The following is a 19,010-nucleotide window of genomic DNA, read 5'->3' as shown; positions in this document are numbered from 1 at the left end:
CTATTTCCTTCCATCCCGGCTCTGATCATTTCTCCCAGCCGCTTTTTGTAGTAATATCTGCGGATGGGCCTCCTCTATGAGCCCTCCGGTGTTAATCCTCCAATACATGTTCAACATCCTTTTTATCCGAATTGGATCGTTTCAATAACTTCCTGATCTTCCGTTTCCGGCATCCTCTGCAAAATAAGAAAGACTCCGAATAGAGGATTACCAGCACGGAAAATATAAGAATGATATAGATCATGATCTGCAGCAATCCCCAGTACGCCTCACGGTTTGCAATATATTTTATGTCTTCACTGATCAGCGGGATCTGTGTCAAAAGCTCATTGATAAATACAATAAGCACGATAGTTGACAACCTTGTCAGGATTTCTGCCATGCACTGAAAGAATGTGATAAACTCATAGTCTTCTAATGCCTTTTCTTTATCTTCTTTGCTCTTTATGGCAAGGATCCGTTTCAGTTCCCTGTTCTTCTGTGCCAGCTTGTCTAAAATAGAGTACATGATAGGAAAGCTGTAAAGCACCAGCATAGCAAAGCAGATCCTGAGCCAGTTCTCGTAACTCTTAAATTCCATATAATAAAAATACATAGAATAGAGCACCCATACGCATCCGAATATTAAAAAAAAGATCAGCGTTACTATAATAGCTTTCTGTTTTTTCGACTCTTTCCATGCTTTTTTCATATTAAAGATGATCTCTTTCATTGTTCCCTCCTGCCCTTCCTATAGATAGATCCCTGCAGAATGTTTGAGTGCGTCTCTTTCTTTTCATTCCTTTTGGAAACTTCTATCATATGGACAGGTTTCCATCCTGCTTCTCGAAATACATTCTGAAGGATCCGATCCGCTGTAAGAATATCCAGTCCTGGCACACGTCCGATATCAAGCTCTGTAATTTTATCTTTCGTCATTTTCATCTCCATCCTGTACTTGGCTTATGAATAAAACAGCCAGAAATAAGAGGACACCCCTGCCACCGTATCCCATTTTCCTGGCTGTTTTACCAACTACTATATCTGATCTGCTCCTCTTATCTATACTAACTGTGATCCAGCAGCTATAGATGTTTCGGCTTCCACAGTTTTTCATCCATCCACATTTCCTTATCTCTTATTCTTAAAATGTAATATGGCTGGATCATCTGTACCAGATAAAACAACCGTTTTATTCAATCGTTCTTCATACATTCCCCAACGTAACCGGTTCATCAATGCTGATCTCCCAGGGGATTTGATCTGATAGTCTCCTGTTATGTATTGGTAGGATTCTATCCAGTCTTTTTTCGGATATGAGGTCTCTTTGATCTGCTCCACGGATAAAAGTACCGTCTTCCAGTTACGCTTATCATGCATGTCTGAAAGATACTGCAGATCTGTTTTTTGATAAATAGCGTCGATTAATGATGTCATGTGCTGTACCACCTCATTTCATAAAAATACCATACGTACCTTAAGATCCGTTTTTTAGTTCAGATATCCTGTCGATCCCCTGATCCTGGTCATTTATTGTATCCTTCAGCATTTTCCTAGGTTTAAACCGGGGCACATATCTGTCTGGGACCGACATTAATATCCCATTCTGAGGATTTCTTGTCATACGGCTTTCCCGCTTTACTGTTTCAAGAGTTCCAAAGCCAACGATCTGAACTTTCTCTCCCTTTTTTAGCTGTAATGTGATCGTGTCGATCATCGCTTCCAAACATTTTCTGGTCTGATCCTCTGTCATCCCAGATCTTGATGCCATATCTGCGATCAATTCCCTTCTGTTCATCTGTGATCCTCCCTTCATACCGCACAACGAATGCAAGTTCCTTCGGCTTCCCCCTATAAGGTCTTTCTGAAGTCACGGCGTTTATCCATTTCCAACTTGATCTTATCTTTCATCTCTTCTCTACTTTTAAAGGTACATTTAGATAATGAAGAAATCCCCCGGATATATCCCTGCCAGTCATGGTTCTGCTGGTACAGGATCTCAATGATAAATAACCTGCGGGATCTCAGTTTTGGCAGGATCGTATGTTCCACCATTTTCTTTGGTCCTGCCTGGAAGTACAAACTGTCTCTCATCAGGTTGGACACTTCCTGCACCATATTAGTGATCCCGAAAAAAGGATAAAATACCAAAAATTCACTGTTTGTCACATAACCAGTCAGGTGATCTTCCTGACTCCTTCCGATAAGTACGTAAACCATAGGATGACTTTGTCCATTCATCATGTCCCTCCTCCCAAATAGGTGATATTCCGCGGACTATCGTCCGTGGCAGCACCGGGACAATGTTCCTTGATCAAATAAAAAAGTTCTCCAGGCTGTTTTGGTGTTCCGGTATATCTCGGAAAATGTATTTCATAAAAGTCACCACCTTCTTCCTGTAATACGAGATATCCTCTGTCCCCTGGCTCCGGATCAAAGCATGGTTTTAGGGTTAAAGCCCATCTGCCACTTTGTCTCTCAAATTTCTTCATCTGCATCCAGATGATCTGTTTGTATGGAAGATAAAAATCTTTCCGTTCCCTGATCAACAGACCATCGTTTAAAAACTGCAGCTCAAAGGGCGCAAGGATCTTATCCTTATTCATATGTCCCTCCCTTCCGGCTCCTCTATGATAGTCACGTAAAGATAAGGTGCAAGGAGCACCAATCCAATTATCACCATGAAAATATGTAAAAATAGAAAGTTTTTTGTCAACAGGAGATAGGCCAGATCTGCCACCTGCAAAATAAACAGTATCACACCTACCACCCTGCACGTTCCCATTTTATCCTCCTGCCCATGAAACCTTACTCCAAGGATGCCAGCCGCCATAAGCACCGCCGATGAGATCAACGATATCAGCAGCGCTGCGATCAGGAGCCTTGCTCCGGTACCGCTTGCCAGCATGACAAAAGTAAAAGCTGCAAACAACTGGATCAAGATCTCAATAGTTCCCACAAGGATCATTACGATCCCTAAGATCTTTAGTATTTTTCCTTTCCCCATTACTTCACCCCTTCCCGTTTTCTTTTATTTTAATAGGATCACGTCGGATCCTGAGGGACTGATCTTCCCTTTGCTCTACCTCAAAGACCAACGGATGCTCTCCAGCCCAGGCGGGATCCTGTTTCTTCTTTTCTTCCCACTCCCGATAGGCGCTTACAAAGCCGTCATGCACCAGTCTCTCTGCTTCCAGCCTTGCCCGGACGGCTTCCTCCATATTGTCAAATCTTCCGAGATAATATTTGGCACCTTTAAATCCGATCCCGGCGATACATTTTCCATAAGGGGTGATCGATACCCCCCGGAAACCACTGGTATTGTCTTTGCGGTGTTTCCGTTTTTCCAGCCACGCTATACAAGTGCCATCCACCATAGATACCCGCCAGTCTCCTTGATGCTGCCATTCCGCTTTCAGGCATCCGCAGCTCTGCCAGTTTCCATGTACCAGTGCATCCTCTGATATCTCTATCTCATTTCCACAGTCACATCTGCAGTGCCAGATAACGGATCCCTTATAATCTCTTTGCTTGGTTGGATACAGTGCTGTCAGTTTCTTGCCAAAGCGCTGGTTTTCCAGATGCTTGATCCGCATTCCTTTTTCTTTTCTCAGGCATCCGCAGCTGCTGGTATGTCCTGTTAGCAGATCATGTGAAGTGACAACGCAGGTATTCATGCAGTCACATTCACAGAACCAGGCGGTCCGCCCATGTAAATACCCAGCCCTATGCTTAGCGACCAGTCTTCCAAAACGGCGGTCTGTCAGATCTTTATACTTTCCTTTAGCTTCTTCTTTTGAAAGGCATCCACAGCTTTTGGACGATCCTCCTTTCAGGTTTGATTCGTAAACCATCCTTTTTGTACCGCATTTACATTCACAAAGCCACTTTCTCCGTCCTTTTATCTCTTCATAGTTATCTTTTACTGTCCAGCTTCCAAAAGTGCGGCCGCTTAGGCTTTCAAAATCTTTTATAATCATCACCACCTGAAGCTTTTTCTTATATGTCATCAGATCATTTTATTCTGAAGTTCTTTATATCTATCGTTTCTTAGTTTTGATTATCACGAGAAGGCATCCAAGCGCAATAAACGCAAGTAAAGCCCAAATTGTTAAATTACTAGTGTCACCAGTCTTTATAGGATTGGCATGACTGGCATTGTTTCCGGGTGTAACTATTGGTGTATTTACGATGGTATCCTTTTTGTTATATGTATTTTGGTAAGTAATTCCGGAAACCTTTTCTCCGCTTTCATTTTTGATGATAAGTTCAGTAATATAGTTTCCGCTTTGCCCATTTTTTACATAAACCGTAATTCCATAAGACCGTTTATCATAAGTGTAACCTTCAGCCTCATTCTCCACTGTCTGTACCAATTGATAGGAATAGGTTCCCGGTGCCTGATAAGTCATTGGTTTCATCATATACTTACTGTTTCCCTGAATGGAGAAAGCGTATTCCCCGCCCAGATGTCCATCCGGCATCGGATTGTTCTCCTCTGTTGCAGTCAGCTTATAATAAAATTGATCTGTGGGTGCTGTTCCCTTCTCAAGGGAAAAGCTTTGGTTTACATCTAAGGAAACAGATACGGCCTTTTCTGACGCATAAACGGGTTTACAGATAAATAATGTCAATAAAAATAGAATAAAGAATGCCTGTAAATTGACCAGAATATTTTTCCTTTTGCTTTTTTCCATGTTTTCACCTCCTGCTATCTTTTATTTTTAGATTGGTCCGCATTACCTCCTCTTGTATGGGCAAACGGACCTCAGTCTGCTGTCATTCGATCTCCAGCAGCTTTTTTAATTTAAACCCTGCTTTAAATCGTACCTGAAGACGGGTACATTTCTTTGTTCTAAATTTATCCGCAGGTATAAAAAGGCTGGTTTTCATACATCCAAAATCCTCACCGAAATCAACGCTTTTTCCTGCCTGAAAACAGTTTATCATTTCCTGCTTCATAAGCTCCCAGATGCCTGCAAGCTCTGAAGAGTGATAACCAGATTGTTTTTCTATTTTCGTAAATATTTCCTGCATCCCTACTCTTTTACCGATGTTTTCTACTGATTGTTCCTTTTTCATACAACCCTTTCTATCCCTGTTATATTTACGTAAATGGCAATCTTACAGGCAGCTTACTGTCCTTCTCCCACCTTTTTGATCTCCATATCCTTTGGAAGCAAAAGGCTCAATACAATAGAGATCACAAACACTACAGCCACACAGTTTCCGGAAAATACGTCTCTTACTATCTGAGGGAATATATTCCATATATCCACTTCACTGGCAGTTGTAAATCCAATTCCTACCGCAAGAGACAACGCAGCGATTGTAACATTCCTTTGGGTAAATCCCGCCCTGGCAAGCATTTGAATACCACTGACCATTATGGAGCCAAACATCATAATGGTACATCCGCCCAGCACTGCTTCCGGCAGGCTGGAAAAGAGATTCCCAATCGGAGGTAATAAGCCAGCCAGTATCATGCATACTGCGCCTGTCATGATCGTAAAACGGTTTACTACTTTTGTCATGGCGATCAGTCCTACATTCTGGCTAAAGGATGTCACCGGTAGGCATCCGAAGAGAGAAGATAAAGAACTTGCAAAACCGTCACAGCCCAGGGAGCCGGAAACTTCTTTTTCAGTAATTTCTCTATTCAGTCCTGTTGCCACCATTGCAGTCGTATCACCAATGGTTTCAGCTGCAGACACCAAAAAAATAATAGTAACTGCAATGATCGCCGACAGATTGAACACCGGTTTGAAGGGAAGCAGGTGCGGCAGGGATATAAATCCCCTTGAAAAAATAGAGGTCAAATCTACTTTCCCTAAAAAAATCGCAAGTATGTATCCGACTACCAAGCCAAACAGTACGGAAAGCTGTTTCCAGTATCCTTTAGCGAAAATGTTAAAAATCAGGCATGCTGCAAGAGTAATAAGGCCAAGAATCAGATTCTGCACAGAACCAAAATCATCCGCATAACCGCCGCCGAAAGACCGCGTCCCTACAGTAAACAGAGAATAACCGATAGCTGTTACCACAGAAGCGGCCACGACTGGAGTGATAATCCGCTTCCAATATTTTGCTAAAATCCCAAGACATCCTTCGATCAATCCACCGACGAGAACAGAGCCGATCAGTGTGGGATACCCGTAAGTTATCGCTACATATGATAGTATCGTAACAAAAGTAAAACTCACCCCCATAACAATTGGAAGCCTGGCTCCAACCTTCCAAATTGGAAATAATTGAATTAAGGTTGCAATTCCCGCCACAAACATAGCATTCTGCAAAAGCATAGCCAATTCTTCATTCTTTATTCCTGCCGCTGCTCCTACAATAGTGATCGGCGCCAGATTTGCCACAAACATAGCAAGAACATGCTGTAGCCCAAAAGGAATTGCTTTTCCTAAGGGTACACGGCCATCCAGCTTATATATATTTTGAATGCTCACTTCCTGTTTTTTATCACCCATAAAATTAACCCTCTATTTGTTTTTTCTATGCTTCATTCGTTTTCTTGTAATAATGATGGCAATTACAATGAATAAACCCGCCATGCATATCCAGCCCCAAACAGGAACTCTCCGGATCCCTGTCCATAGTGATCGGCTGTCAATCGTATCCTTAATTTTTTTTGCACCTGTATTAATTTCTTTAAATGTATCCGGATAGATTTTATCTGTTATTCTTCCTATCAGAATATGCCTTCCATCTGTAGGCTGGGATGCACAGGTACTTAGTAAGACCAGCTTATCATCCGGGGTAATGTTGATATTCCGTATATTGATGGCATTCTTTTGGATCCAGTTTATATACGCGCTCTGATTCTGCTTATCAGTAATAGCTGGCTGATAGATAACCGTGTCATAGGCATTGACCCTTAATGCTGCCCAAAACTCCAGTCCATGCTCCTGCCCGTCATAAAAAAGAGTCCCATGTTTGTGACTATTGAAGTATTCTTCATCAAAGAATTTCCCAATGTCACCAAACATCGTTCCTTTTTCCATATGATGACCATAAATAATGCTGTTAAAATCCATAAGATCTTTTTGATTGCGGTAATCCAAAAAAAGACTGCCTGATAAGGAATAATTACCACTCGCATCTGTATTCAGATACTTTTCATTACTATCCTCTGACTGTACAATGGGATAATCAATCCCCGTTCCATAAACGTTCAGCCATCCAAACACTTCCGGATTGATATCACAGAATTCTTCAAATGACAGGCTGTTATCCACTGATGGTTTATAAATTTCATATTTCTCAGCTGACGCCTCCTGATAAATTTGGTGGGAGTCCCACATGCCATAACAGCCATAGGCAAGTAAAAACAGGAAGGTGACGAGCACCGCAAGGTTCACGGTGCTGTCAACTGCCCGAATCAGACCCCTAACAACGGCTTTTCCTTTTGTTCGAACCATATCAGAGTCCCATTTCTATAATCTAAGTCTTCTCAGTAATTTTCTCTCAGTAAAACTCTAACGCACTCTTCTATGTCTCTTGCTTATGATAAACGCTACAAATCCTCCAACAGCTACAAGGATTAACAGAATAAAAGGCAGGTTATTGATCAGGATTCCGGTTGGCGGTACACTTGGCTTGTCATTCGTATATTTTGCATAGTTTGTTTCATCACCGACCAGTTTGTTCTCTGCACTTATTCCTTGTTCATTGGATTCACGCTGTCCATCTTCTTTTGTAATCAATGTTGTGGTGTAGCCTGTTACAGCCGTTTCACTGATATCATATTTTGTACCCACAGGCAGGAGCGGGAATACCAGTTTTTCATCATGTTTCAGCTCAAATGGTGTTGCTGTTCCAACTGTAACTGTGATTTTTGTTTTCGTTCCCTTCTGGTCAATTTTGTATGCATCATAGCTGGTTACACTGTCAGCTTCTGTCTTTGATTTTTGAAGGGTCAGATTAAACTTAAAATCTTTGCTTAAATCACCATCATTAGTGACAGTCTTACTAATTGTTAAGGAATTATGGGCATCTGGATCAGCTGGGTCGACAGGTGTGCCTGGATAATCCGGGTCAATTGGGTAATTGGGATCCGGTTTTGACGGGTCGTTCGGATCCATCGGGTAACCTGGGGTACCTGGCTGATTTGGTACGGTGTTTCCAATTCTTGTAAACGTATTCTCAAAAATGAATGTATTTTTTTCTAAATCGTTCTCCGGATCAACCTTCCCGTTCACCTCATTTCCTTTGTCATCGCGTACCTTTTGAACTGCAATGTACTTAATATATGTCTTATAGCCTCCATCAGCAGCCTGTATATATTTTCCATTTTCATCAAGTTTATTTGCCACTATAACAGTCATTTTGTACTCAGCTTTGGAAAAATCCATATCCTCATTTTCCTGCCATGTATAATCCTCAAAATTTTCCTTTCCTGTTTTCTCGGTAACGTTATACACATATTCTCCAGCATGTCCAAATGTTAAACCGTCAACTATATTATCACTCATTTTCTCTGCCTGAATCAGGCCATCTGTAGCCGAGAGTCTTCCTGACTTATACTCGATTTTCTTATCTGTAATCTCTGGCATAGCTGCCGTAGGTGCACTTGTGTCTTCACTTGTTCTCTTAAATTGAAAAACAAATTTCCCTTCAGGAGTGTTCATTCCTTCAGCCATTTTTAAATTCTTTTTGATGTAGGCTTCTGCAGGATGCTCCTGTGTCCCCTGCATATATTGATTATCCCCATCCTGTACATGCTCACTGGCAAATACAGTTCCTGCTGTCCCCAGGCACATACTAAGTGCCATAGTGCTAACTAGCAGGCCTTTCATCAATTTTCCCATACTCTTGTTCTTCATAAGTATTTCGCTCCTTTTCTTTTTTATATAAAAATATTTCGATAATTAAGTCTCTCCATATGTTTATATCCCTCTTCGCCGTATAAGTGTCATAACCTTACCCAGCGTGTCCTTGATCTCAATTGGTCCATATATGCGGCTGTCCGTTGCCGTTTCCCGGCTGTCACCCAAAACAAATACCTGCCCTTTCCCAATGGTTACCGGGAAGTCAATTCCTTTTTTATATTGAACGGTATCTTCATATATTTCCACTTCCTGTTGCAAAGCTCCATTGATCAATAATCCCTCTTCTGCGATATCAACCACATCTCCAGCCACAGCCACAACTCTTCTTACCTGAAGGTTCCCATGATATTTCACAACAATGGTATTCGATGCTACATAGTTTTTATCCAACCGGTAAAACAAAACCAGATCCCCGTCTTGGATAGCAGGTTTCATGGCGGCATCATGGTAACGGAAAACTCCAAATAGAAAGGTAAATATTAATAAAAACACAGCTGCTATCCCTATGATCTTTACTATCAGATAAAGGATATCCTGCAGAAGTGTGGTTCCTTCTCTATGGGCTTCTGGCTCCCTGCCTTTTACTTTTTCCAAAGATTGTCTTTCACCACCCATCCGGTCTTTTCTTTTCATTTAATAACGCCTTCTTCTCCTATGTATCAAAAAAATCACTGCACCCATCACAAGGATAGTGGCAAGCATGGCTGATATACCCGTACTATATAAGTCAAATAATCCGGTTATCGGATTTGAATACTTAGCATTTGTAAAGGATGCTGTAAGATCTGAGGTGATTACTTTGCTGCTGTTATCCGAAGTCGTTGTATATCCTTCAGAATTTGCTTCCTGTTCCTCTACCACGTATTCACTGTAGGCAACGATATCCTCGATTTGGATACTCTGGCCATGCCTTAATGTGATATCTGCTTTTCCGTCTACAAAAGTCAGATTTCCATTTACCGGGGCTGTTGTTTCTGCTGTAGCACTTCCTTTGTATGAGTACTTTCCATTCACAAGATTCCCTTGTGGGTCCTTGAGTGTAATGGTAAAATGGAAGTCTTTTAAAAGGTTTGCTCCATCTCCTTTTACTGTCTTACTGATTGTTAAATGATACAAATGGAAATTTTTAACTTTATACCCATCATTACCGGATGGTTTAATAATCATGTTATTTGCAAAAGTTCCAACCCCTGTATCCATAGTTATAGAACGGTCGGATGCAATATGTAGCACAATATAACTATCATCAGTTACTTCTTGAAATGCATCTGGTGTCTTGGTCTCCCTAAGAATGTAATAAGCATCGACTGGTAAATCTTTAAAGCTAACTTTGCCATTATCCCCACTTGTCACATTATCCCGGTTTTCAAATGGTTTATCCCATGTACATCCTTTTCCATGTGTATGCCCTTCCGTTTTATTAGTGCATTCGTAAAGTGTAAAATCTGCTCCTGAAACGGTGGTGCTACCATCTTCAGTGACCTTGGTAAATTCTAAGTCTGCTACCGGAGGATCCATATGCTCAACAGAAACAGTTTGTTTAAAGTCTGCGGAAATTTCCACATTCTGATATTTTTTTTGTGCTTCTTTTAGTCTATTAAGCGCCACTGTTTGAACCTCGTCGGCCGTTCCATCTTTTCCAACTTCATAAGTTACCGTCTCCTCAGCTACAGCTTTTCCATCCTCTTGAGATGTACCTGCAGAACACTTTAATGTCAGTGATTTTAACTCGCCACTTTTCCCATCACTGCTTATTGGTGGTGTTATTTTCAGACTTGCCGCATTTCCTTCGCCGCTAAGTACAAAAACACCGTTACTGCTTGTAACTGGCTTGGTCTCTACCCCTCCGTCTTGTGTTACAGAAATCTCTTTTCCCTCACCGTCCAATACTTCAATGCTTCCATCTTCCAATGTGAATTCCACATGAGCTGGATTTTTGCCAAATCCTGTCGGCGGTGTCGTTTCTTCAAAATAGTAACTTCCTGCTGTCAGCTCTGCATTTTCCTTTGAAGATAATGTGATTTTTCCATTAGCATCTGTTATTAGATCCTCTGCGATCTTTTTGTATGAACCATCATCATTCTCTTTGTATAAAGTGTACCGCGCTCCTTCTGTCGAACAGCTGTCGTTTTCAAGTTCACTTTTCTTAAGTAATGAAACCTCATGGATAGTATCCACAGTATCTGCTTTAACTTCCGTGTAAACTTTGACATTGACCGGTAATGTCCAGTTTAATGGCTGAGTCCAGTTTCTGATCGTGTTTGCACCATACCCTGACAGTTTATCAATATCATCAACATATAATTCAACCATAAATGAACCAGAGGTCTTGATATTTTTTAAGTTTATTCGATCTATTTGTCCAAATATTTCACCGTTTAATTTAGCCCAAGTATTTTTAGCACTCCCTTCGTTTAGATCAATACTGTCATCATTCGGATCATCTTCGATTACATATTCTGGAATAACTTTGTCAGTCAATATGCCTGTAATTAAAGTGGCCTGTTGCTCTCCTTTTTTTAACGGAATTGGAAGAACAGCGCTAAAACTATTTTCCATATTACTCACCAAAAAAGAAAGTTCATTACTTTTAAGTATAAAAGAATGATTTTCCAGTCCTGGAACAACGGAAATTCTTCCTCCTAATTGAGCCGGATAATCTGTAATCGGATTACCAAATAAGTTCACGCTGATTGCTTTATTATTTGCTCCATAATATATCCTTTTATCGGCAGGAACATCCTCAGCTGATACTGCATCTGTTACAGATAATGGGGTAATATCAGAAATATTGTTATAAGAGATATCAATTTTTCTGCATGACTTCAGCATCGAAATACCCTTTATACTTTTTATCCCTTTACTTTTCGCCTGCAAATATCCTGTAAAACTATTAAGCAGTGTCTCCATATCCTGAAAATCATTCTCTGACAAACTTTGCCCATTTAAGAATTCATTCGGATTAGCTTCTATAGAATCTTTTATAGCTTGTGCAAAATTTTGATCCACATACTCATCCACTGCAGGCTCAGACATATCACCGACTGCTTCTTTGGCCACTTTAGCTTCTTCATAAGTAGTATAAATACCTTCCTTGTCAGCAATAGCCTGTTTAATGTTGTCAATAGTAAAGATTACCGGTGATGACTTGCTTCCATTTTGAGCATTAAATAAACTTGCATCATTATTTCCACTCTGATCAGCATCTGTTTTCGATACTTCGCCCCCATTATCCTGCTGTTTTCCAATTGCTGTATTCTTTAATTCGTCTGATTGTTTCTGATTTTCTTCAGGGGGTAAATCCTTATTGTTTATTTCACTTTCCTGTGATTTTCCAGGAATAACCTGTGGATCGGTTTGCTCTTGATCATTCAGTATTTTATCGCTCTCCGATTCTTCACTATTTGATTCCATAGGTTGATTTGTTTCTTCTTCTGTTTTGGCCCCCTCCTGTTTGGCTGTCGACTGACCAGAAGCATCTCCAGAGGCGCGAACGGATGCAGCGCTTGGAAAAATAGTGAAACAGACTGCCAGACACAATATCAGTGCAACCATTTTTTTGATTATTTTTTTATCATTCAATTTGTTTCCCTCCTTTTGGATTTCTGTTTATATGATTTCATCACCCCCTTACCGGGCTGCTACATTAATAAACTAGAACAACAGAGGCGTCTTTTACCCTGATTCATTCACAATATCGTATCTGCTCTTTTGCACGAACTTCCTGATTTTCATAAATTCCCCTTTCCTTTTTAGTTAGGTTGTTTACATCTTTCCCCACTGATAGTCCTGTTCTAATTCATCTACATCTTATTTATTTGCCCATATAACGCCATCTGACGTTATTTTAGCACAATTTCTTGTCATCGACAAGTGTTTTTAACGCTATTTGACGTCATTTTCAACGCTGGTTAACGTTATATTTTAATCCATAACGCCATTCGACGTTACTCTCTGTCACAAAATTGGATATACTTTTTATATAAGTTATGCCTTTAAACATCCAAAAACGAAGGAGTGTATCTTACATGAGCAATTATATGAAAATAGACCCCACCATGAAAATCTTAGCCAATTCTGAAAATTTTCGTAACAACATTATCAGACTGCGCCTGGAGCACCACTACAGCAAATCGGAGCTTGTCCGCAAAATGAATCTGATAGGTAGCACTATACATCGGAATACTTATGCGAGTATTGAAAACGATCATAAAAACATTAAAGTTACAGACCTCGTTGCCTTACAGCAAATTTATCAGGTTGATTTTGCGGAATTCTTTTGTAATGTTCCGCCTTATGAAGTAAATGCCGAAAACCTTCCAATAGAATGATTTCGTCTTTCATTCAATGTTTCATTATTGGTTCCTTCAAGAAGTGGATAAATCCACTTCTTGAAGGACATATATATGTCCTTCGGCAGCCATTCACTTTTGATCAGTTGATGATATTCTTTGTCATTTTGAACTTTCCATATCCCACATCCTTCATCTTAACCAACCGCGTGGCCCAGCCGTTAGGGAATGTTCATTTTCAGCCACCGGTACCCCAACTTCATTTGTAAGTTTTTTCATAGTCAATTTCCTCCTTTTATTTCATCAGGTATACCTCCGCAGATTGTACGCCAAACTGATCACATTCCTCATGGCTGTTCATATAAATATCAATATGTCCATAAGGTGTTCCCCTGTCTTCCACGGTATAGACCTGACCATTGATGACCAGCTGTGTGCCAAAGGGGATCCCCCCTACTGCAACTGTCCTTCCTTGTGCCGGCTCTGTTCCGGATGCAGTCGGCCCGCCGGCCCACTGGCCGCAGCATAATTCACAATTGCAGTATGCTGTCAGTTTAAAGTTCCCCAGACATTCCCCAAGCTGTTCTTCAGAAGCGTTCTGTATGACTGCATCCTGGGTTTCGGCCTTTTGGTTTACCATCTGGATGGTACTGGTATCTGTATCCTCTATAAAACGTGTTGCCCATACAGCATCGGCAGCATTAACAGTTCCTTCCACGATCCCCGTATTTGTACTTTGGGCTTCTATCGTTTTTCCATCACCCGCATACATTACCACGTGATAGATATAGCCTGCTTTTGCATAAAATATCAGATCGCCAGGCAGGGCATCCTCTACCCGGATCTTTTCGCCGTACTGTGCCTGATCCTCTGCTACCCTTGGAAGGCTGTATCCATAGTAAGTATTAAAGATAGTCTGGACAAATCCTGAACAGTCCGCTCCATTTGTAAGACTGGTTCCTCCCCATACATAGGGATTTCCGATAAACTGTCTTGCGAAGTTCATAACTGACTCCCGGATAGCACTGGATATCTTTCCTTCTTTAATAGAAGTTAGCGTATAATACAGAGCTGGATTATCTTTAGGTTCTACCGTTTTTTCTGCCATTATCATATTTTCTTCTCCGACAGCCGTTATGACAGAATCTGCTTCCGTCCCTAAAGCAAGCATTTCTTTCGGAATAAATCCCCTTACATCACCGGACTCTACATATACCCACTCCTTTTCCTCATCTGCAAGTACATAACTGATACCATCCTTTTTAAGTAGCCCCACTGCCGCGGCATCTTCCTTTGCCTCTGCAAGTATCTGTACATCCTCCTGGGCTACTGCAGATACCTTGTCCACAACGGTGGAACGGGTGGTTGTCCTTGTATAAGCCAAAGCCTTATTCTGGATTGGTTCAACAACAGCCGTCGCATAAGTAACATGATTCTCCTTCCATTCTTCCAAAAGTTGTTTTTCCTTTTTCTCTATTTCATCAAGCGCGATGTCCGAAGAGGATTTTTTCTCCTCTTCCGCCGCCTCCTGTTTCATCTCTTTATTAGGAGATGTCTGAGCTTGCCAAAAACCATCAGAAGGGGTTTTTTCCTTCATATTTGCCTCTGGCATTTCAGTCACTTTCTCTTTTTGGGGTGAAACAATATCTGCAAGCTTTATGGAGTAACTTTTCAATCCCTGGTCTTTCCGTTCAAGATCGGACAATGCAACAGCATAAGAAACGATCTTCACTTTTAAATCTGAAGTGTTGTCAGGACATTTCATCTCCGAAACGCCTATCTGCGTCCCTTCTTGTCTCTTCCCTGGATTCTGTTTTACAGGATCATGTATCACTGCGGTTTCTGCTTGCTGCTCTTGGATCTCTTCCTTTTTTCTTTGGATATCTTTAAGCTGCAGAGAATAACTGGCATATTTTTCTTCTTTGCGATCAACGATCGCTTTCGCCTCATCTCCTGTGACAAGGGCCTTTTCCGGAACAAACCCCCGCACTACACCGGATTCAATATATCCCCACCCCTCCTCATTTTTCAGGATAAAGCATACATCCCCTTCTGAGAGTGTTCCAACCTGCCTGGCATTCTCTCTCATCTCTTCATATACACCTACGGGTCTGTTAGCAATGCCATATACCTTTTCTACTGTTACAAACCGAAAGTCTTCCTCCACCTGTGGAGCCTGAATGATCACCTGGTCTTGGATCAACGCATCGTTTGATGTATAATCCGATTTGTTTTCTGCAGGCAGTTCTTTCTTTTCCGGTTCAATAGGGGGCTCAGAAGATGGCGTATCGGTTATTTCTTCTGTCGACGGGGTTCCCGTTGGGCCTTCGTTTTTATCCACTGATGGTGTATCTGCTGGAGTCTCCGGTTCTTCTGCCGGCGGCGTCTCCTCCGGAATTTCTGGGGGAAGCGTTTCTTCCGGATGCTCTGTTGTTTCTGGCGGAGAAGTCTCTTCTGGAGGTTCAGCAGGAGGTTCGGCCGGCAGAGAAGGTGGTTGTTCAGAAGGCATTTCCTCCGGTGTATCGTCCGGCACCACCTCTGATTGTTCTCCGGATGCTGTTGTTTCTGAATAGGCGGATGTCCCACTAAGCGCATTTACATTGAAAGACACACTGGAAAAACAAATACAGATTCCCAGTCCCACAGCACCTCCACGATGTAGTAATTTTCTATAATGCATTTTTCCTAACCTCCTCCTAGTTCTTAAAAATGTTCACATAATCCCATGTTCCACCAGAATTTTCTCTTCCAGCGTTTCCCAAAATTCATCCTCTTCCACCTTCTACAATCTGAGGATCTTGACCTTCTGTCTTACCAAAACAGTAAACTTTTATTGCCTTTTTCATCTTCTTTTCCTTTGTATCCTTCACGTTTTGTATGACAATCTCACCCTGGTATTCTCCATTTTTTAATTGTTTTGTAAGCGTTACAGCTGATACCGCGGTTCCTGGATATAATTCCTCCGATTGATAGACAAGCTTTTCTTCTATATATAAAGACACCTGGTACTTCCCCTTTTTCTCAGAAGGAATATGCAGCATAAGCCCTGCTGTCTGATTCGTTACAAGGATGGAACTTTCACAAGTAATTTCATTTTCCTTCTCTATGCTTACAGTAGGGATCTTGACACTAATGTTTATCATCGATGCCTCGCGTGGCTTTGGCCATATAATCGCAGCTATGCATATCAGGTTTGTTAGACTCAAACAAATCAACAGCACACTCCCCCGTCTACACTTCTTTTTTAATTGTGTGATCTGCATGAGCAGCCAAGAATTATACTGCTCTCCGATTTCTGTCAGTCCCATTTTCTTCTCCATGTAATAAACTTTTTTATCATTCTGATTCCTGCATGATATAAAGTGGACGTTTTTTGCACTCCAGATATGTCCTGGATAAATACATGCCTAAAATCCCTGAGCTAAACAGCTGGACACCTCCCAGAAAGATGATGATACAGGCCATAGACGGCCATCCGGCCACTGGATCACCAAACATAAGCGCCCGAAGTATTAAGAAAACGATCATGATAAAGGCAATCATGCATAAGAAAATACCTCCCACCGATGCGATTGCAAGGGGTGCTGTTGAAAAGGCAACAATTCCTTCTATTGAATACTTGAACAACTTCCAAAAAGACCATTTTGTCTGTCCTGCCGAACGCTCCACGTTCTCATATTCCAAATATTTTGTTTTAAATCCAACCCATTCATAGATTCCTTTACTAAAACGGTTATATTCTTTCATGGATAGAATGGCGTTCACTACCTGCCGTTTCATGAAGCGGAAATCTCGTGCCCCATCTACCACGCCTGTGTTGGAAATTCTATTTAACAATCGGTAAAACCGCCTTGCAAAAAAAGAACGGACCACTGGTTCCCCTTTACGGCTTACCCTTCTCGTGGCGACACAGTCATACCCTTCTTCCGTCACTGCCCGGTACATATCGGGCAGAAGGGACGGCGGGTCCTGCAGATCCACATCCATAGTCACCACATAATCCCCCCGGACATTCTGGAGGCCGGCGTAGATTGCCGCTTCCTTGCCAAAGTTCCTGGAAAACGAAAGATAATGGATACGCTCTTCCCTCTGATGGAAATCCTTTGCTACTTTCAGCGTATCATCCACACTCCCGTCATCAATGATCCAAATCTCCCAATCCAGAGTCCTATGCTTTTCTGTCATTCCGTTTATGATCGGCAACAGGGTATGGAAAAAAATCGGCAGTGCAATTTCCTCGTTATAACAAGGCACCACGATGCTGCATAAAGGTGTCTTTCTCTCTTCAACAGATATCGCACACATTCTCCATCACCTCCTTCTATATAAATCAAATTCTATAAGTTCTGGACATCGGACTGTGCAAACAGCAGACAATAGGCCATAAGCAACGCAAGAGATAATATCATAAATACAATTCCCAACATGATCACCGCAGTTGTACCGGTTTTTCTGGTGCGCTTCTCTTTCAGCCAGATACCTGTCCCCAGCACAGAAAAAAACAGTGTGGGAACTATATATCTGAAATTCATGCTGCAGATGAACGGATAATCAAACGTAAATTTCACAAAGGAACCGATCAGTCCAAACCAGCCAATACCGAACATCCCCTTCAGGGTTCTGTCCATAACTTCTTTTTTTAATAACATCCGTATGAACAGGATGCATGTCAAAAGTCCCAGAAGGATACCACACAGCACAAGTACGGTGGCAAGCAGAATATAAGGCTTATGGGGAAGCTGGAAGGTCCACTCATCCAGTACCGACGTCCGGAACATCTCCAGCCAGATATTATGCTGGTCCGCCGGAACCCCTGTAAACCACGGATTTCTGAGAACTGGCGTCAGGGAAGGAATTCCCAGATGCTGCCACAGGTTATAATCTCCCACAAACTGCCACATGTCTCCCTCCCCCAGCGGCTGTACATAATTAAATGGGATATCAAAAAGGAGTTTGCAGCGCACAGGCCATGCCAGTCCAAGAGGGACGCAGACAACGGCAAAACATACAAACTGCCCCATCAGGATTCTGATTTCTGCCCTGCGCTTATACAGCACCATCAAGAATACGAATGCGATGGCCGGCGCAAGCAGTCCCACAGAAAGCTTCGTCAGCATCCCCAGTCCAACAGCAAGTGCAATGCACAGGATATAACTCATCTTCTGTTCCTTGTACCACCGAACGGTATACAGGACTGCCACCACCGAACATAGGATAGAGAGAGGATCGTTATTCATAGAAAGACTCAGGATGGCAAACATTGGGTGGAATGCCAGCAGCCCAAAGGAGAAATACAAAGCCCTCCCCTTCAGAGAAAATTCCTTCAGTATCCGATACCCTGTATAAATGGTCATGCTTGTGTAAAGCAGAGGGAGTATCTGCAGGTTTTCTGCGCAGGCCTCATAACCTAGCCCGAGCAGATGGTTGAACTTCATCCACAAAGCGCAAAGGATATGGTGAAAAGGCGGGTTATAAAATCCCCACACCTGCCTGGGGTCAAAGTCCGGCAGTTTTCCAAATTTCATCAGATACTGGATATAGCCAAAATGCCCGCTGCCTATAGCATCCCCTTCCCATGCCCCGAAGAAATGTGTGTCATGCTGCGCCAGATTGTAGGGCAGGATGAGGACCAGCATCCCCCTTACCAGAAGGCTCAGCAGGAAGATTCCCATGACTGTTTCTGCTTCTGAAAGTTTCTTTTCCCATAAACGGTATCCAAAAACACAGGCTACGAGCAGGATTCCCATCATCAGGATAAAAAGACGGTACCGAAATACTAATCCGTGCAAGGCTTCTACAGATGAAACCGCCCAAAAAACCATAACTATCAAAAAAATGCCTGTGATACCTCTCAGCTGTGTGCTATTTTTACTTTTCGGAATGGATCTGTTCTGCATGT

At 41.9% G+C, this 19,010-nt stretch carries 21 protein-coding genes; 1 reads left to right on the top strand and 20 read right to left on the bottom strand.

Going from position 1 to position 19,010, the window contains the following annotated elements:
• Positions 1-91: 91 nt before the first annotated feature.
• From DWX43_RS17105 to DWX43_RS17030, 16 genes are all read right to left on the bottom strand, one after another.
• Complete coding sequence (locus DWX43_RS17105; protein WP_118621178.1) at positions 92-712, bottom strand: hypothetical protein; 621 nt, start codon at positions 710-712, stop codon at positions 92-94.
• Positions 709-918: a hypothetical protein gene (locus DWX43_RS17100; protein WP_118621177.1), complete on the bottom strand. Its 210-nt coding sequence runs from the start codon at positions 916-918 to the stop codon at positions 709-711. The genes DWX43_RS17105 and DWX43_RS17100 overlap by 4 nt, the downstream gene beginning before the upstream one ends.
• Entirely contained in the window at positions 905-1,096 is a 192-nt protein-coding gene (locus DWX43_RS17095) for a hypothetical protein (protein ID WP_118621176.1), read from the bottom strand. The genes DWX43_RS17100 and DWX43_RS17095 overlap by 14 nt, the downstream gene beginning before the upstream one ends.
• A gap of 14 nt (positions 1,097-1,110) precedes the next feature.
• Positions 1,111-1,416 carry a hypothetical protein gene (locus tag DWX43_RS17090; protein WP_118621175.1) on the bottom strand — a complete coding sequence of 102 codons (306 nt, stop codon included), beginning with the start codon at positions 1,414-1,416 and terminating at the stop codon, positions 1,111-1,113.
• A 40-nt stretch (positions 1,417-1,456) separates the two neighbouring features.
• On the bottom strand, positions 1,457-1,777 hold the full coding sequence (locus DWX43_RS17085; RefSeq protein WP_182440748.1) for an HU family DNA-binding protein: 321 nt from the start codon (positions 1,775-1,777) through the stop codon (positions 1,457-1,459).
• 53 nt (positions 1,778-1,830) lie between these two features.
• Positions 1,831-2,223 (bottom strand): hypothetical protein, encoded by a 393-nt coding sequence (locus tag DWX43_RS17080; protein WP_147356314.1) that lies wholly within the window; start codon positions 2,221-2,223, stop codon positions 1,831-1,833.
• Positions 2,220-2,585: a hypothetical protein gene (locus DWX43_RS17075; protein WP_118621172.1), complete on the bottom strand. Its 366-nt coding sequence runs from the start codon at positions 2,583-2,585 to the stop codon at positions 2,220-2,222. The genes DWX43_RS17080 and DWX43_RS17075 overlap by 4 nt, the downstream gene beginning before the upstream one ends.
• Positions 2,582-2,986: a hypothetical protein gene (locus DWX43_RS17070; protein ID WP_118621171.1), complete on the bottom strand. Its 405-nt coding sequence runs from the start codon at positions 2,984-2,986 to the stop codon at positions 2,582-2,584. Before DWX43_RS17070 ends, DWX43_RS17075 begins: the two co-directional genes overlap by 4 nt.
• A 4-nt stretch (positions 2,987-2,990) precedes the next feature.
• The gene (locus tag DWX43_RS27420; protein WP_243099367.1) at positions 2,991-3,989 is read right to left on the bottom strand and encodes a transcriptional regulator; all 999 of its coding nucleotides are present in this window, start codon (positions 3,987-3,989) and stop codon (positions 2,991-2,993) included.
• A gap of 30 nt (positions 3,990-4,019) precedes the next feature.
• Positions 4,020-4,676, bottom strand: coding sequence for an FctA domain-containing protein (locus tag DWX43_RS17060; protein WP_118621170.1), 657 nt, complete (start codon positions 4,674-4,676; stop codon positions 4,020-4,022).
• An 82-nt stretch (positions 4,677-4,758) separates the two neighbouring features.
• Positions 4,759-5,061 (bottom strand): hypothetical protein, encoded by a 303-nt coding sequence (locus DWX43_RS17055; protein WP_118621169.1) that lies wholly within the window; start codon positions 5,059-5,061, stop codon positions 4,759-4,761.
• Between the two features lie 53 nt (positions 5,062-5,114).
• On the bottom strand, positions 5,115-6,458 hold the full coding sequence (locus DWX43_RS17050; RefSeq protein WP_118621168.1) for a nucleobase:cation symporter-2 family protein: 1,344 nt from the start codon (positions 6,456-6,458) through the stop codon (positions 5,115-5,117).
• Positions 6,459-6,470: 12 nt separating this feature from the next.
• Entirely contained in the window at positions 6,471-7,409 is a 939-nt protein-coding gene (srtB, locus tag DWX43_RS17045) for a class B sortase (protein ID WP_118621167.1), read from the bottom strand.
• A gap of 57 nt (positions 7,410-7,466) precedes the next feature.
• Complete coding sequence (locus DWX43_RS17040) at positions 7,467-8,813, bottom strand: FctA domain-containing protein (RefSeq protein ID WP_118621166.1); 1,347 nt, start codon at positions 8,811-8,813, stop codon at positions 7,467-7,469.
• 63 nt (positions 8,814-8,876) lie between these two features.
• Positions 8,877-9,452: a signal peptidase I gene (lepB, locus tag DWX43_RS17035; protein WP_243099366.1), complete on the bottom strand. Its 576-nt coding sequence runs from the start codon at positions 9,450-9,452 to the stop codon at positions 8,877-8,879.
• Complete coding sequence (locus DWX43_RS17030) at positions 9,453-12,401, bottom strand: prealbumin-like fold domain-containing protein (protein ID WP_118621165.1); 2,949 nt, start codon at positions 12,399-12,401, stop codon at positions 9,453-9,455.
• 446 nt (positions 12,402-12,847) lie between these two features.
• On the opposite strand from DWX43_RS17030, the gene DWX43_RS17025 reads away from it, so the two are divergent.
• Positions 12,848-13,150, top strand: a complete 303-nt coding sequence (locus tag DWX43_RS17025; RefSeq protein ID WP_182440747.1) for a helix-turn-helix transcriptional regulator — start codon at positions 12,848-12,850, stop codon at positions 13,148-13,150.
• Positions 13,151-13,406: 256 nt separating this feature from the next.
• On the opposite strand, the gene DWX43_RS17020 is transcribed toward DWX43_RS17025, so the two are convergent.
• The 4 genes from DWX43_RS17020 to DWX43_RS17005 form a co-directional block, all read right to left on the bottom strand.
• Positions 13,407-15,791, bottom strand: a complete 2,385-nt coding sequence (locus DWX43_RS17020) for an NlpC/P60 family protein (RefSeq protein WP_118621163.1) — start codon at positions 15,789-15,791, stop codon at positions 13,407-13,409.
• An 85-nt stretch (positions 15,792-15,876) separates the two neighbouring features.
• On the bottom strand, positions 15,877-16,419 hold the full coding sequence (locus DWX43_RS17015) for a hypothetical protein (protein WP_118621162.1): 543 nt from the start codon (positions 16,417-16,419) through the stop codon (positions 15,877-15,879).
• Positions 16,420-16,447: 28 nt separating this feature from the next.
• Complete coding sequence (locus tag DWX43_RS17010; RefSeq protein ID WP_118621161.1) at positions 16,448-17,416, bottom strand: glycosyltransferase family 2 protein; 969 nt, start codon at positions 17,414-17,416, stop codon at positions 16,448-16,450.
• Between the two features lie 32 nt (positions 17,417-17,448).
• Positions 17,449-19,008, bottom strand: coding sequence for a glycosyltransferase family 39 protein (locus DWX43_RS17005; protein WP_118621160.1), 1,560 nt, complete (start codon positions 19,006-19,008; stop codon positions 17,449-17,451).
• Between the last annotated feature and the right edge of the window lie 2 nt (positions 19,009-19,010).

Origin of the sequence: Clostridium sp. AF19-22AC (genome assembly GCF_003479085.1) — a bacterium.
GTDB lineage: Bacteria > Bacillota > Clostridia > Lachnospirales > Lachnospiraceae > Faecalicatena_A > Faecalicatena_A orotica.
Note: the sequence above shows the minus strand (reverse complement) of the source record. Positions and strands in the feature narration are given on the sequence as shown.